This window comes from Rhizobium sophoriradicis, assembly GCF_003939025.1.
GTDB classification, from domain to species: domain Bacteria; phylum Pseudomonadota; class Alphaproteobacteria; order Rhizobiales; family Rhizobiaceae; genus Rhizobium; species Rhizobium sophoriradicis.
Window position 1 is genome coordinate 38161 of record NZ_RQIH01000003.1, and the last position, 13647, is coordinate 51807.

A 13647-nucleotide genomic window follows, 5' to 3' on the forward strand; every position below is an offset into this window, starting at 1 on the left:
TTGGAGTCGCAGATTTCGTCATAATGTCCGGGAAGGCAATATGTTTCAGGCGCTTAGGGCGAAAAAAACATCCGCGGCCGCCTTGAACTCGACAAAGCGCTTGGCGCGGCGCTCCTCGGCTTCCTCGTCACGCCCCCAATGCTCGATCGTCCAGTCCTCGTCGAGATGGGCAAGCGACCACACCTCTTCCACCGTCACCCGACCCTCGGCAAAGGCGAGTGCCAGGATCGCCGAACCGGTCAGCGTCGTGATGGTGTGGAGAGCGGCGAGCGCCATCGGGCTCTGATGCCGCGCCAGCGTGACGGCAAAGGCTGCGGTCGCCTCGCGCGGCTGCTCGTGGTGCATCACCCCCTCAATGAGGATGAAGCGGGCGCCCAGATCATTTGCCGCCCAGTCGATAACCGGATCCCAGCGCTCCCTCTGGCGCTCGACCAGCAGTTCGGGGCGGTCCGCGCGGTAGCAGAGGAGATCGCTCGAGGAAAAGCGCAGGATGTCTTCGAAGATCGCCTGCGCATTGGTGGCCACGCCGTCGAGCGCGGTGTTGACGAGCCGCGTCACCGGCATGGTCACGGGATCGATCTCCTGGCCTTGGGCTTGCCATTCGGCGGCGACAAGCTGCGCGAGCGCTTCGGTCGGCACGGCGAGAACTTGCCGCGCCGGCGTGCGCACCATCTTGCCGTCGAGCGTGATCGCAAAACCACCCTCATGTTGGGCAACGGCGACCTCGGCATAGAAGCGCTTCGGCAGCGGTTTCTTCATCTGAATTTGCGCCCGGCGGATGGGATCGGGATGGCTCAGGCCTTCGGAAAGATCGTTCAGCAGATCACGCATGGGCTCACCTCAGGAAAAATGGCGCAATATCTCGTTTGGATGATAGGCGATCGCATCGGCGCCATTGGCGATCAGCTCATCCACGCTGGCATAGCCCCAGGCAACGCCGATCGCCTTGGCGCCGGCAGCCTTTGCCATCTGCATATCGTAAACCGCGTCGCCAATGACAATGGCGTCACGCCGATTCATGCCGGTTTCGTCGCAGCACTCCGTCACCATGGCCGGATGCGGCTTTGACGGGCAATCGTCGGCGGTGCGGGCAACGACAAAATGCTGATCGAAACCGTGCGTCTCCATCACGAGGTTGAGCCCACGCCGGGATTTGCCGGTCACCGCCCCGATCAGCAGGTTCTCGCGGCCGCTGATCGCGTCGATCATCTCGCGAATGCCGGCAAACAGCGGCTCCCTGTAGTCGAGATCCTGGCGCACGACGGTAAACAGCGATTTATAATGCGCCGTCATGTCGATATCTTGCTGCTCGACATGCGGCCTGCCCTGCATGCGGGCAATCGCGATATCGAGCGACAGGCCGATAATGGCCTTGGTGTCCTCAAACCGCGGTTCCGGCTTGCCGAATTTATCGAAAGTCCGGCGCATGGTTTCGTGGATCAGCCCGGCACTGTCAACCAACGTGCCGTCGCAATCGAAAAGCGCAAGTTTCATTCGCTGTCCCTTTCGGCGCCGGCAAGGTCGAGACCGAGCAGGTTCCAGGTCTGCACCATATGCGGCGGCAGCGGCGCGCTGACGCGCAGGCGGCCACCGGATGGGTGCGGGATGTCGATGTGACGCGCGTGCAGATGCAACTTCTTCTGGATGCCGCCTGGAAAGTCCCAATTCGGATCGTCGTCGAAATATTTGGGATCGCCGATGATCGGATGGCCGATATGCAGGGCATGGACGCGCAGCTGGTGGGTACGGCCGGTATAAGGCTCCATTTCCAGCCACGCGAGGTTCTGCGCCGCCGTCTCCAGCACGCGGTAGAAGGAAATCGCATGATCGGCGCCGTCTTCGCCGTGTTTTGCGATGCGCATGCGGTCGCCATCGGCTGTCGGTTCCTTGACGAGCCAGGTCGAGATCTTGTCCTCGTGTTTGCGCGGCACGCCCTTGACCAGCGCCCAATAGGTCTTCTTGGTGTCGCGCTCGCGGAAGGCGGCCGTCAGTTTCTGGGCGGCGCCGCGGGTGCGGGCGATGACAAGAACACCTGACGTGTCGCGGTCGAGGCGGTGAACGAGCCGCGGCTTTTCGCCCTTGGGGCTGGTCCAGGCTTCGAGCATCTGGTCGATATGCCGGGCCACACCGGAGCCGCCTTGCACCGCAATACCGGGCGGCTTGTTGAGCACGATCACCTTTTCGTCCTCATGCAGCACCATCCGCGACAGGAGTTCGAAATCGCTGGAATGCTTGAGATCCTTGCCGGCGATCGGACCCGATTTCAGCTTCGCATCGACATCCAGCGGCGGCACGCGCACCGTCTGGCCGGGCTGCACGCGCGCATCCGATTTGACACGGCCGCCGTCGACGCGCACCTGGCCGGAGCGCAGCAGTTTCTGCAGCGGACCGAAGCCGAGCCCGGGAAAATGCACCTTGAACCAGCGATCGAGGCGCATGCCGGCTTCGTCGGGTTCAACCTTGATATGTTCTATACCAGCCATAAAAAATCTTTCGGAAATAACTGCACGGGCCGAGCCGGCGTTCTTGCCGCAGCCTTTAGAGCATTTTCATGCAAAACGGAAACCGGAATCAGACCAAAGCGCGCATGATGGCGAGCCCGGCGATGACCGCCGCCATCGAAAGGCCGACGCTAGCTACGATATAGATGCCGCCGGCGACGGCCTCGCCGCCCTCGAACAGCGAGATGGCGTCTAGCGAAAAAGCCGAAAAAGTGGTGAAGCCGCCGAGGAAGCCGGTGATGAGCAGCAGACGCAGTTCGGTTGAGGCGTTGAATTTTCGGGCGATCAGTTCCGCGAAGACACCGATGACGAAGCAGCCGACAACATTGACGGCGAGCGTGCCCCAGGGAAAGGCCGGCCCCATGAGCTTCAGCGCCCATCGGCCGGCATAATATCTAAGCACGGAACCGATGGCGCCGCCGACGGCGACGAGGAGAGCCTGGATCATGGGCGGAACATCCTGACTAGAACGCTTTCAATCGTGACGGAATAAATTCTTATAATTCAGTAAAATGCCAGAGGTTTTCTTAATGCTGGCGCCAACATCCTGCCGATACTGTGCCGGCATGACCCAGCTCCTTTCCATTTCGGCAAACACCGCTGCCATTGCCGCTGAAACGCTGAGAATACCGCAGCGTGTTGCGAACAGCACCGCCGCGCGTGAGTCGCGCCGTCTCGCGGACCGGCAATCGAAAGCCGAGAGCACCGAAGGGGTGGACGATCCATCCAGCATCATTCAATCAACCGAAGTGGCGCTCGACCTGATGACGAAGGGCAACCGCCAGCCGCAGGCCGGCCTGAAGCAGGCGCTGCAATCCTACGAAGATTTCTGAGGCTCCCGCCTTTCCAACGAAAAGCCCGCGTCGCGGGCTCTTCTATTTTGATCGGCTTTAACTCACTTGCCCTGGGCCGACAACACCTGCAGCACCAGGTCGACCTTGCCGGCCTTCTCGAAGGTCAACGTCACCGGCACGGTATCGCCCTGCTTGAACGGCGTTTTCACCTTCTGGAACATCAGATGCAGGTTACCGGGCTCAAGCTTGACGGTTTCACCCGCAGCGATGGCGATGCCATCCTTCAGCTGCCGCATCCGCATGACATTGTCTTTCGTTTCCATCGCATGGATCTGAACCTCGCCTGATATCGGCGAGGTTACCGACACCAGGCGATCGTTCGTCTGGCCGCTATTCTTCACCGTAAAGAAGCCGCCGCCGACCGGCTGGCCGGGCAGCATCGCTTTGGCGAAGCCGCCGGAGATTTCGAGGTCGCCGGCCTTGACTGTTTCGCCGGCCGGCACCGCGGCCGCCATACCCGACATGTCCATGCCGGCCATGTCGTGGTCGTGACCATGGCTGTCCCCCGCGACGATCTTCAAGAGCGGCGCCGGATTTTTCATCCCATGCGGGTCGCTGCCGTCCTTTGCCACCTGATCCCAGGCGGCCACCGCGTCGCCGCACATCTGGATTACCGGAAAGGCCAGCGACGTACCAGCCTCAACGCCCGATACCTTCCCCTGGATGACAAAGGTGTCGTAGAAATCGTCGGAGAGGTTACCGTTCTTCCAGCGGATCTCGACCGCGCCCGTCTTCACCTTGTCGCCGTGGTTGTCGTAGGTCTTCTGGTAGTCGCCTTTGATCACCTCGAGCTCCCAGCCGGCTTTCGGCTGCGGCTTGGCGAAGACGAAGCCTTCCGGGAGTTTGACCCGCACTTCAGTGGTCGCCTTGCCGTCGCAACCATGCGGCAGCTGCAGCGTGGCGAGAATGGTGGTTTCCTGTGTCGCCTCCTTGTTAAGGAAGGTCATATGGGCCTCGGCGCCGGCAAAGGCAGTTGCGGAAAGAAGCGCCGCAAGCGCGAAAGTCTTGGCAAATGTTTTGATGGTCTTCATCGGATATCTCCTCGCCGGCCGCGGACGCTGTTGGGCGGATCGGCATGCTTCATCATCAGTTGCAAAGGCAGGTCAGATGAGAACCGGTGGAGCGCGGGAATTCGCCCGACTGACGGCGCTGGCGCCGGCAACAGCTGATGTTTCGATCGGGGCATTGATGAGCGAGGCGAGCTTGCGCTCGAGCCAGGAACCTGCATCCGGCGTCGGCAGGATCACCGAGGCTGATAGCCGGCAGGCCTCGCAATTCGGCTTGATAACAACGGTCTTGCCGCCGGTGTCTTTCACCGTGACGCAGAGCGAGGCAAAGCTGCCGTCGGGCAGCATATAGGCGGCAGCGTCATAACCGTCGGAAGCGACAGCCTGCGGCGCCTGGTGGGCAAATCCGAGCAAAAGCAAGCTCAAGGCGCAAAGCATGCGCAGAAAGAGTGTTGCTTTCGGTCCGTTCTGCCGCATGAGATCCCCTTCAACAGCATGTCGCGATAGCCGGTTTCCCCTTGAATTGCAAAAGCAGATTTGCCGCAGTTCAGGGTCGGACCTGACTATCGCGACAAAAATTTGTTCGGCGACGACATTTGCCGCTTGCCAAGTACCGCAGCCGCCGGATAATTGCGCCAACCTTGTTGGGAGAATCCGGTGCTTTCGCCACCGGTGCCGAAGGAGCAACCGCCCCGGAAACTCTCAGGCCAAAGGACCAGCAAGGGGCAGACGGAACTCTGGAGAGAAGCGTTCTCGAAACGCTCGCCGAAGGGATAACAATCTCAGGCGTCAAGGACAGAGGGGGCTCAGGAGAGAAGTGCGCAGCCGCGCCTTCAGATTTGAGCCGCGCCTTCGTGAGAAAGCGCAAACCCCGGAGGCGTCGTTTGGACGATACTGCTGCCCTGAAGAAAACCCCACTGCATGCCCTGCATCTCCAGCTCGGCGCCCGGATGGTGCCGTTCGCGGGTTACGACATGCCGGTGCAATATCCCGCCGGCGTGATGAAGGAACATCTTCATACCCGTACTGAGGCCGGCCTCTTCGACGTCTCCCATATGGGTCAGGTAATCGTGAAGGCGAAGTCGGGCAGTTATGAAGATGCGGCGCTGGCGCTCGAAAGCCTGGTGCCGGTCGACATCCTCGGCCTTGCCGAGGGTCGCCAGCGCTACGGCTTCTTCACCGACGACACCGGCGGCATTCTCGACGATCTGATGATCACCCATGTCGACGACCACCTCTTCGTCGTCGTCAACGCTTCTTGCAAGGAGACCGACCTCGCCCATCTGCAGGCCCATATCGGCGACCAGTGCGACATCACGCTTCTGAACCGCGCTTTGATCGCGCTGCAGGGGCCGCGCGCCGTCGAGGTTCTCGCCGAACTCTGGGCCGATGTCGCGGCGATGAAGTTCATGGATGTGCGCCATTGCCGCCTGCACGACGTTTCCTGTCTCGTCTCGCGCTCGGGCTATAGCGGCGAGGACGGCTTCGAGATCTCCATCCCTACGGACAAGGCCGTGGATGTCACCATGCGGTTGCTCGAACATCCCGATGTTCAGGCGATCGGCCTCGGCGCCCGTGATTCGCTGCGCCTGGAAGCCGGTCTCTGCCTCTATGGCAACGATATCGACACCACCACCTCGCCGGTCGAGGCCGCTCTGGAATGGGCGATGCAGAAGGCCAGGCGAGGCAATGGCGCACGCGCCGGCGGGTTCCCGGGCTCCGGCCGCATCCTTTCCGAGCTCGAAAACGGCGCCGCCCGCCGCCGTGTCGGCCTGAAACCGGAAGGCAAGGCGCCGGTGCGCGGCCACGCTAGACTCTACGCCGATGCCGAGGGCAAAGTCGAAATCGGTGAAGTCACTTCGGGCGGCTTCGGCCCCAGCGTCGAAGGCCCCGTCGCCATGGGTTACGTGCCGGTCTCCCATGCTGCGGCCGGCACGCTCATCTACGCCGAGGTGCGCGGCAAATATCTGCCGATCACCGTCAGCGCCCTGCCCTTCGTCACACCGACCTACAAACGATAAACCCATTCCAGAGAGGACGAACAATGCTGAAATTTACCGAAGAACACGAATGGCTGAAGATCGAAGGCGGTATTGCGACCGTCGGCATCACCAATTATGCCGTCGATCAGCTCGGCGACCTGGTTTTTGTCGAACTGCCGGAAGTCGGCGCGACCTTCTCCAAGAACGGTAATGCCGCGACCGTTGAATCGGTCAAGGCCGCTTCCGACGTCTATTGTCCGCTTGACGGCGAGATCACCGAGGTCAATCCGGCCATCGTTGCCGATCCGTCGCTGGTCAATTCCGATCCTCAGGGTGCCGGTTGGTTCTTCAAGCTGAAGCTTGCCAATGCCGCGGATGCCGACGGCCTGCTCGACGAGGCCGCCTATAAGGAGCTCACCGCGTAATGACGACGCCGACCGAATTCCAGTTCACCGATTATCAGCCCTACGATTTCGCCAATCGCCGCCATATCGGCCCCTCGCCGGCCGAGATGACCGACATGCTGAAGGTGATCGGTTACAACAGCCTCGACGGGCTGATCGACGCGACGTTGCCGCCCTCGATCCGCCAGAAGGCGCCGCTCGTCTGGGGCGCGCCGATGACCGAGCGCGAGGCGCTCGACAAGCTGCGCGAGACCGCCAACAAGAACAAGGTGCTGGTCTCGCTGATCGGCCAGGGCTACTACGGCACGATCACGCCGCCGGTCATCCAGCGCAACATCTTGGAGAATCCCGCCTGGTACACGGCTTACACGCCCTATCAGCCTGAGATCAGCCAGGGCCGGTTGGAAGCCCTCTTGAATTACCAGACGATGATCTCGGACTTGACCGGCCTCGATGTCGCCAACGCCTCGCTGCTCGATGAGGCGACTGCCGCTGCCGAAGGCATGGCGATGGCCGAGCGCGTCTCCAAGTCGAAGGCCAAGGCTTTCTTCGTTGATGCCGACTGCCACCCGCAGACAATCGCCTTGATCCGCACCCGCGCCGAACCGCTCGGCTGGAGCGTCATCGTCGGCAATCCCTTCACTGATCTCGATCCCGTGGAGGTCTTCGGAGCGATCTTCCAGTATCCCGGCACGCACGGTCACGTGCATGACTTCACCGGCCTGATCGCACGCCTGCATCAGGCGGGCGGCATCGCCGTCGTCGCGGCCGATATCCTGGCGCTGACGCTGTTGAAATCGCCGGGCGAAATGGGCGCCGACATCGCGGTCGGATCCTCGCAGCGCTTCGGCGTCCCGGTCGGCTATGGCGGCCCGCATGCAGCCTTTATGGCGGTCAAGGACGCGATCAAGCGCTCCATGCCTGGCCGCCTCGTCGGCGTTTCGGTTGATGCCCGCGGCAATCGCGCCTACCGCCTGTCGCTGCAGACCCGCGAGCAGCATATCCGCCGCGAGAAGGCAACCTCGAACATCTGCACTGCCCAGGTGCTGCTCGCCGTCATGGCCTCGATGTATGCGGTCTTTCATGGGCCTGATGGCATCAAGGCGATCGCCCAGCAGGTGCACCAGAAGGCCGTGCTGATGGCCAAGGGCGTGGAACAGCTCGGCTATAAGGTTGACCCCGAAAACTTCTTCGACACGATCACCGTCGATGTCGGCCATATGCAGGGCCTCATCCTGCGCGCCGCCGTCGCCGAAGGCGTCAATTTGCGCAAAGTCGGCGAAACCCAGATCGGCATGAGCCTCGACGAGCGCACCCGGCCGGCGACCCTCGAAGCCGTCTGGCGCGCCTTCGGCGGCAATTTCACCATTGCCGATTTCGAGCCCTCTTACCGCCTGCCGAAGGGCCTGCTTCGGACCAGCGACTACCTCACCCATCCGATCTTCCACATGAACCGGGCCGAAAGCGAGATGACGCGTTACATCCGCCGGCTCTCCGACCGGGATCTCGCCCTCGACCGCTCGATGATCCCGCTCGGCTCCTGCACGATGAAGCTCAATGCGACGGCGGAAATGCTGCCGATCACCTGGCCGGAATTTTCCGACATCCATCCCTTCGTGCCATCAGACCAGGCGCTCGGCTACCGCGAGATGATCGACGACCTCACGGAAAAGCTCTGCGCCGTCACCGGCTACGACGCCTTCTCGATGCAGCCGAATTCCGGTGCGCAAGGCGAATATGCCGGCCTGCTGACGATCCGCAACTTTCATATCGCCAATGGCGAGGGCCATCGCGACGTCTGCCTGATCCCGACCTCGGCGCACGGCACCAACCCGGCCTCGGCCCAGATGGTCGGCATGAAGGTTGTCGTCGTCAAGGTGCGCGAGAACGGCGACATCGATCTCGACGATTTCCGCGCCAAGGCTGAGGAGCATGCGGCAAACCTTTCCTGCTGCATGATCACCTATCCCTCGACCCACGGCGTTTTCGAAGAAACGGTCAAGGAAATCTGCGAACTGGTGCACCAGCACGGTGGCCAGGTCTATCTCGACGGTGCCAACATGAACGCCATGGTCGGCTTGTCCCGTCCCGGTGACATCGGCTCCGACGTGTCCCATCTCAACCTGCACAAGACCTTCTGCATCCCGCATGGCGGCGGCGGCCCCGGCATGGGCCCGATCGGCGTCAAGGCGCATCTGGCGCCGCACCTGCCCGGCCATCCCGAGACCGACGGCCGTCCGGGCGCGGTGTCAGCCGCCGCCTTCGGCTCGGCTTCGATCCTGCCGATCTCCTGGAGCTACTGCCTGATGATGGGTGGCGAAGGCCTGACGCAGGCGACCAAGGTGGCGATCCTCAACGCCAACTACATCGCCGCCCGGTTGAAGGGCGCCTATGACGTGCTCTACAAGTCGAAGACCGGCCGCGTCGCGCATGAATGCATCATCGACACCCGGCCGCTGGTCGACAGTTCAGGCGTCACCGTCGACGACGTCGCCAAGCGCCTGATCGACTGCGGCTTCCATGCGCCGACCATGAGCTGGCCGGTCGCCGGCACACTGATGATCGAACCGACTGAAAGCGAGACCAAGGCCGAACTCGACCGTTTCTGCGAGGCAATGCTGGCGATCCGCGAGGAAGCCCGCGCCATCGAAGAAGGCCGCATGGACAAGGCCAACAACCCGCTGAAGAACGCGCCGCACACGGTGGAAGACCTCGTCGGCGAATGGGATCGGCCCTATAGCCGGGAACAGGCCTGCTTCCCGCCAGGCGCCTTCCGCGTCGACAAATACTGGTCTCCGGTCAACCGTGTGGACAACGTCTACGGCGACCGCAACCTCATCTGCACCTGCCCGCCGGTCGAAAGTTATGCCGAGGCGGCGGAGTAACGGCGGCGCCCGCTGTCCGGTGCGCACATAGTATCTCCCCTCACCCTAACCCTCTCCCCGTTTTACGGGGAGAGGGGACGTGCCCTGCGTAAGGTAGATGGGGACGGAGAGGCCGCGGCACATCCCCTTCGCCCCGCGCGCGGGGGTCCGAAGGACGGGTCGAGTCCAGTGGCTCGACCCCGGCGGTGCCGGCAGGCGATGAGGGGCCGATCTCGCCGATTGGAAGGGTTGCCATCCCAGAACAGTGGGTTCAAATTTAACCTTTCTTAGCAAGTCTCTGTTAGCAATTCGAAATGGGCGGTTGCCACTCATCATGGATGTTGCCGCTGATCTCTGTTTTGCGTGCGGGTTCTTATGCGTCCATCGGCTGTGCCAGCAATTCTCCTCGCCACCCTGATCCTCTCGGGATGCGCCGCCAGTTCCGGCGCCGAAGATGTGCTCACCCCAGTGGCTTCGACGGAAACCACCAATGCGATCACGAAGCCGAGCGGCCCGATCCCGGCTGCTGCTGTGGGTGATGCTGCCCCGCAGACAAGCCCGCAGCTGCAGGCGCTGAGCTGGACAGGGCCGGTTCCGCAGCCGCAAGCGCTGGTGCCCGCAGAAAGGCCGGTCGGCATGCCGATGCCGACGGAGAGACCTGTCGCGATGCTCATGCCCGACAACCCGGCAATCGATCCCGGCATCAGCACGAAATCGCCGTCGCGCGGGCGGATCTACGGCCACCGCTTCCGCGACGCCAAGCCGATCAACTTCGGCAGAACCTCGCCGAGAAATCTGGCCGTGCACGGCGTCGACGTATCGCGCTGGCAGGGCGAGATCGACTGGGAGACGCTGCGAAAGCAAGGCGCGAACTTCGTCTACATCAAGGCGACGGACGGTGGCGATCACCTCGACCCAATGTTCAAGAAGAACTGGCGACGCGCCAAGGAAGCCGGTCTGAAACACGGCGCCTATCACTTCTTCTACTGGTGCCGGACAGCCGGCGAACAGGCCGACTGGTTCATCCGCAATGTGCCAAAGGAAGCAAACGCGCTTCCGCCCGTCATCGACGTCGAATGGAATGGCGAATCGAGCTGCAAGCGGCGCATTTCGCCCGCCCGCGTCCGGGAAAAGATGCAGGTCTTCATGGACAAGCTGGAGCGTCATTACGGCCAGCGCCCGATCATCTACACGGCGCCGGATTTCTACCGCGACAATCTGAAGGGCCAGATGCTCGACTATCCCTTCTGGCTGCGCTCGGTCGCCGCCCATCCCTCCAAGGTCTATCCGGGCCGCAAATGGGTCTTCTGGCAATATTCCGGTTCGGGTCTTTCCGACGGCGTCGACGGCAAGATCGACCTCAACGTCTTCAACGGCAACGAAAGCGATTGGCACGACTGGGTGGCGTCGCGCTAGCGAAGCTGATTCCCGTGCCAATCCGGAACAGGCGGAACGGCAGGGCCCACGTCCTGTAGGTCTTTGCTAATGCAACGCCTTCAGCATTCCCTAAATCCTTGCGGGTAAAAGACGATCATCCAGTTCTGGGGAAACGGCTGATGAGCATATCGGGCATTACGAACACTGCTCTTTCGGGAATGCGGGCGCAGACGACGCGGATCGGCGCGATCGCCAACAACATCGCAAATAGCAGCACACCTGACTACGCCAGGCTGAACACCAGCCTCACTGCCGTTACATCAGGTGGTGTCAAAGCCGTCGTCAGCCCGACGGCGTCGGACGTCGATCCCGCCACCGAACTGACCGACCTGCTCGAAGCCGAACTGGCCTACAAGGCGAACGCCGTGGTCTTCGAGACCGGCGCGGATCTGTGGGAAATGCTAATGAGCATTACGCGCGATTGAGCGCTCCGTCCTAAGATAGGTCGCGCTATTCTACGCCGTCGCGATTCTTCAGGAATGCGCCGGCTCGCTCTGGCGCTGTGCGGCAAGGGACGCTAAATCGGCGGGTTTCAGCTCGACGGATTCGCCGCAGCCGCAGGCCGATGTCTGGTTCGGGTTGGTGAAGGTGAAGCCGGAGCGCAGCGTCGTCTGCTCGAAACCCATCTCTGTACCGAGCAGATAGAGCACGGCCGATGGTTCGACCCAGACCCTGGCGCCGTCGCGCTCGATCAGGTCGTCCTTGGCGTTGGGTTCGGTCACGAGGTCGATGGTATATTCCATCCCGGCGCAGCCGCCCTTCTTGATGCCGACGCGAACGCCTTTGGCCTCCGGGCCGGAATTTTCCACGATCGCCTTGACGCGGGCCGCAGCCCCGTCCGTCATGCTCATCACTGCAAAGCCCATCGGCTTCATCTCCTTCCACAACCGGGGTCAAGATCCGGTGCTTCGTGATTCAAATGTAGTCGTCCGAGGTAAACGGATCAATACCGCGGGATGTCAGTACCAGCCGACGGCGACCTGCGCCTCTTCCGACATGCGGTCCGGCGTCCACGGCGGATCGAAGGTCATTTCGACCTCGACGCCGGACACGCCTTCAACGGCACCGACGGCGTTTTCCACCCAGCCCGGCATCTCGCCGGCCACCGGGCAGCCCGGGGCGGTCAGCGTCATCATGATCTTCACCATCCTGTCGTCCTCGATGTCGATCTTGTAGATCAGACCGAGTTCGAAGATGTCGGCGGGAATTTCCGGATCATAGACGGTCTTCAGCGCGCCGATGACGTCGTCGCTCAGCCGTGCCAGTTCATCGGCCGGAATGCTGGAATGCACGATGCCTTCGCGCACGTCGATCTTCTGTTCGCTTTCGTCCAGGCTCATCACGGACACTCCTCAAGCAAAGAACTTGCGCGCATATTCAAGCGCATCGGCCAGGGCATCGACCTCGGCGCGGGTATTGTACATGCCGAAGGATGCACGGCATGTGGAGGTGACGCCGAAGCGTTTCAAGAGCGGCATGGCGCAATGCGTGCCGGCGCGCACCGCAATGCCCTGTCGGTCGATCACCATCGAGACGTCGTGGGCGTGGATGCCGGCAAGCTCGAAGGAAAAGATACTGCCCTTGTCGGGCGCCGTTCCGAACATGCGCAGTGAATTGACCGATTTCAGCCGTTCCACAGCATAAGAGGCAAGATCGGCTTCATGCCGGGCAATCGCCTCGCGGCCGACCTTCTCCATATAGTCGAGCGCATAACCGAGCCCGATCGCCTGGACGATCGGCGGCGTGCCGGCCTCGAAGCGATGCGGCGGATCGTTGTAGGTGACCGCATCCTCGGCGACCTCGAAGATCATCTCGCCGCCGCCCTGGAAAGGACGCATCTGGGCAAGCCGTTCCTTCTTGCCGTAGAGAACGCCGATGCCCGACGGGCCGTAGAGCTTGTGGCCGGTCATGACGTACCAGTCGCAATCGATATCCTGAACGTCAACGGGCAGGTGCACGGCGCCCTGGCTGCCGTCGATCAAGACCGGAATGCCGCGTTCATGGGCGATGCGGCAGACTTCCTTGACGGGGACGATCGTGCCGAGCGCATTCGACATATGGGTGATGGCGACGAGCTTGGTGCGCTCCGTCAGGCTCTTTTCGAAATCCTCGATATGGAAGGCGCCCTCGTCGTCCACCGGCACCCAGACCAGTTTGGCGCCCTGCCGCTCGCGAATGAAATGCCAGGGCACGATGTTGGAGTGGTGCTCCATGATCGTCAGGACGATCTCGTCACCTTCGCCGAGCTTGGGCATGCCCCAGCCATAGGCGACGGTGTTGATCGCTTCCGTCGAATTCTTGGTGAGGACGATGTCGTTGACCGACGGGGCGTTGAGGAAACGGCGGACCTTTTCGCGCGCCGCCTCATAGGCATCGGTCGCGGCATTGGAGAGATAGTGAAGACCGCGATGCACGTTGGCGTATTCATGGGCGTAGGCATGCGAGATCGCGTCGATCACCGACTGCGGCTTCTGGGCCGAGGCGCCATTGTCGAGATAGACCAGCGGCTTGCCGTGCACCTTCTCCGCCAGGATCGGAAAATCCCGGCGGATGGCTTCGACGTCGTATTGCGTGGCCGGCACGATCTTGTCCATTGTT

At 62.0% G+C, this 13647-nt stretch carries 15 protein-coding genes and 1 riboswitch; of the genes, 6 read left to right on the forward strand and 9 right to left on the reverse strand.

What is annotated here, in order from left to right:
- Nucleotides 1-45: 45 nt before the first annotated feature.
- The 4 genes from EFR00_RS04805 to crcB form a co-directional block, all read right to left on the reverse strand.
- Nucleotides 46-831, reverse strand: a complete 786-nt coding sequence (locus EFR00_RS04805; protein ID WP_077989194.1) for an ATP12 family chaperone protein — start codon at nucleotides 829-831, stop codon at nucleotides 46-48.
- 9 nt (nucleotides 832-840) lie between these two features.
- Nucleotides 841-1494: an HAD-IA family hydrolase gene (locus EFR00_RS04810; RefSeq protein WP_077989195.1), complete on the reverse strand. Its 654-nt coding sequence runs from the start codon at nucleotides 1492-1494 to the stop codon at nucleotides 841-843.
- The gene (locus tag EFR00_RS04815; protein WP_038689146.1) at nucleotides 1491-2483 is read right to left on the reverse strand and encodes an RluA family pseudouridine synthase; all 993 of its coding nucleotides are present in this window, start codon (nucleotides 2481-2483) and stop codon (nucleotides 1491-1493) included. Before EFR00_RS04815 ends, EFR00_RS04810 begins: the two co-directional genes overlap by 4 nt.
- An 88-nt stretch (nucleotides 2484-2571) precedes the next feature.
- Nucleotides 2572-2949, reverse strand: a complete 378-nt coding sequence (crcB, locus tag EFR00_RS04820) for a fluoride efflux transporter CrcB (protein ID WP_077989196.1) — start codon at nucleotides 2947-2949, stop codon at nucleotides 2572-2574.
- Nucleotides 2950-3067: 118 nt separating this feature from the next.
- Between crcB and EFR00_RS04825 the strand changes: the two genes are divergently transcribed.
- Nucleotides 3068-3334 carry a hypothetical protein gene (locus EFR00_RS04825; protein ID WP_077989197.1) on the forward strand — a complete coding sequence of 89 codons (267 nt, stop codon included), beginning with the start codon at nucleotides 3068-3070 and terminating at the stop codon, nucleotides 3332-3334.
- A gap of 62 nt (nucleotides 3335-3396) precedes the next feature.
- Here the strand turns inward: EFR00_RS04825 and EFR00_RS04830 are convergent, their stop codons facing one another.
- Together EFR00_RS04830 and EFR00_RS04835 are read right to left on the reverse strand one after the other, a co-directional pair.
- Nucleotides 3397-4386: a copper chaperone PCu(A)C domain-containing protein gene (locus EFR00_RS04830; RefSeq protein ID WP_077989199.1), complete on the reverse strand. Its 990-nt coding sequence runs from the start codon at nucleotides 4384-4386 to the stop codon at nucleotides 3397-3399.
- A gap of 72 nt (nucleotides 4387-4458) precedes the next feature.
- Entirely contained in the window at nucleotides 4459-4839 is a 381-nt protein-coding gene (locus EFR00_RS04835; RefSeq protein ID WP_077989200.1) for a hypothetical protein, read from the reverse strand.
- A gap of 158 nt (nucleotides 4840-4997) precedes the next feature.
- Nucleotides 4998-5090, forward strand: a riboswitch (glycine riboswitch).
- A gap of 156 nt (nucleotides 5091-5246) precedes the next feature.
- Here EFR00_RS04835 and gcvT point away from each other — a divergent pair.
- From gcvT to EFR00_RS04860, 5 genes are all read left to right on the forward strand, one after another.
- A complete protein-coding gene (gcvT, locus tag EFR00_RS04840) occupies nucleotides 5247-6383 on the forward strand; it encodes a glycine cleavage system aminomethyltransferase GcvT (RefSeq protein WP_077989201.1) in 1137 nt (378 codons plus the stop codon).
- A 23-nt stretch (nucleotides 6384-6406) separates the two neighbouring features.
- Nucleotides 6407-6769: a glycine cleavage system protein GcvH gene (gene gcvH / locus EFR00_RS04845; RefSeq protein WP_009994242.1), complete on the forward strand. Its 363-nt coding sequence runs from the start codon at nucleotides 6407-6409 to the stop codon at nucleotides 6767-6769.
- Nucleotides 6769-9633, forward strand: a complete 2865-nt coding sequence (gcvP, locus tag EFR00_RS04850) for an aminomethyl-transferring glycine dehydrogenase (RefSeq protein ID WP_077989202.1) — start codon at nucleotides 6769-6771, stop codon at nucleotides 9631-9633. The genes gcvH and gcvP overlap by 1 nt, the downstream gene beginning before the upstream one ends.
- A gap of 354 nt (nucleotides 9634-9987) precedes the next feature.
- On the forward strand, nucleotides 9988-11028 hold the full coding sequence (locus EFR00_RS04855; RefSeq protein WP_077989203.1) for a glycoside hydrolase family 25 protein: 1041 nt from the start codon (nucleotides 9988-9990) through the stop codon (nucleotides 11026-11028).
- A 140-nt stretch (nucleotides 11029-11168) separates the two neighbouring features.
- Nucleotides 11169-11474 (forward strand): flagellar basal body rod protein FlgC, encoded by a 306-nt coding sequence (locus EFR00_RS04860; RefSeq protein ID WP_038689161.1) that lies wholly within the window; start codon nucleotides 11169-11171, stop codon nucleotides 11472-11474.
- Between the two features lie 48 nt (nucleotides 11475-11522).
- Here the strand turns inward: EFR00_RS04860 and sufA are convergent, their stop codons facing one another.
- From sufA to EFR00_RS04875, 3 genes are all read right to left on the reverse strand, one after another.
- The gene (sufA, locus tag EFR00_RS04865) at nucleotides 11523-11915 is read right to left on the reverse strand and encodes a Fe-S cluster assembly scaffold SufA (protein ID WP_009996894.1); all 393 of its coding nucleotides are present in this window, start codon (nucleotides 11913-11915) and stop codon (nucleotides 11523-11525) included.
- Nucleotides 11916-12008: 93 nt separating this feature from the next.
- Nucleotides 12009-12389 carry an SUF system Fe-S cluster assembly protein gene (locus tag EFR00_RS04870; RefSeq protein ID WP_004675587.1) on the reverse strand — a complete coding sequence of 127 codons (381 nt, stop codon included), beginning with the start codon at nucleotides 12387-12389 and terminating at the stop codon, nucleotides 12009-12011.
- 12 nt (nucleotides 12390-12401) lie between these two features.
- Entirely contained in the window at nucleotides 12402-13643 is a 1242-nt protein-coding gene (locus tag EFR00_RS04875) for a cysteine desulfurase (protein ID WP_077989204.1), read from the reverse strand.
- Nucleotides 13644-13647: the final 4 nt, after the last annotated feature.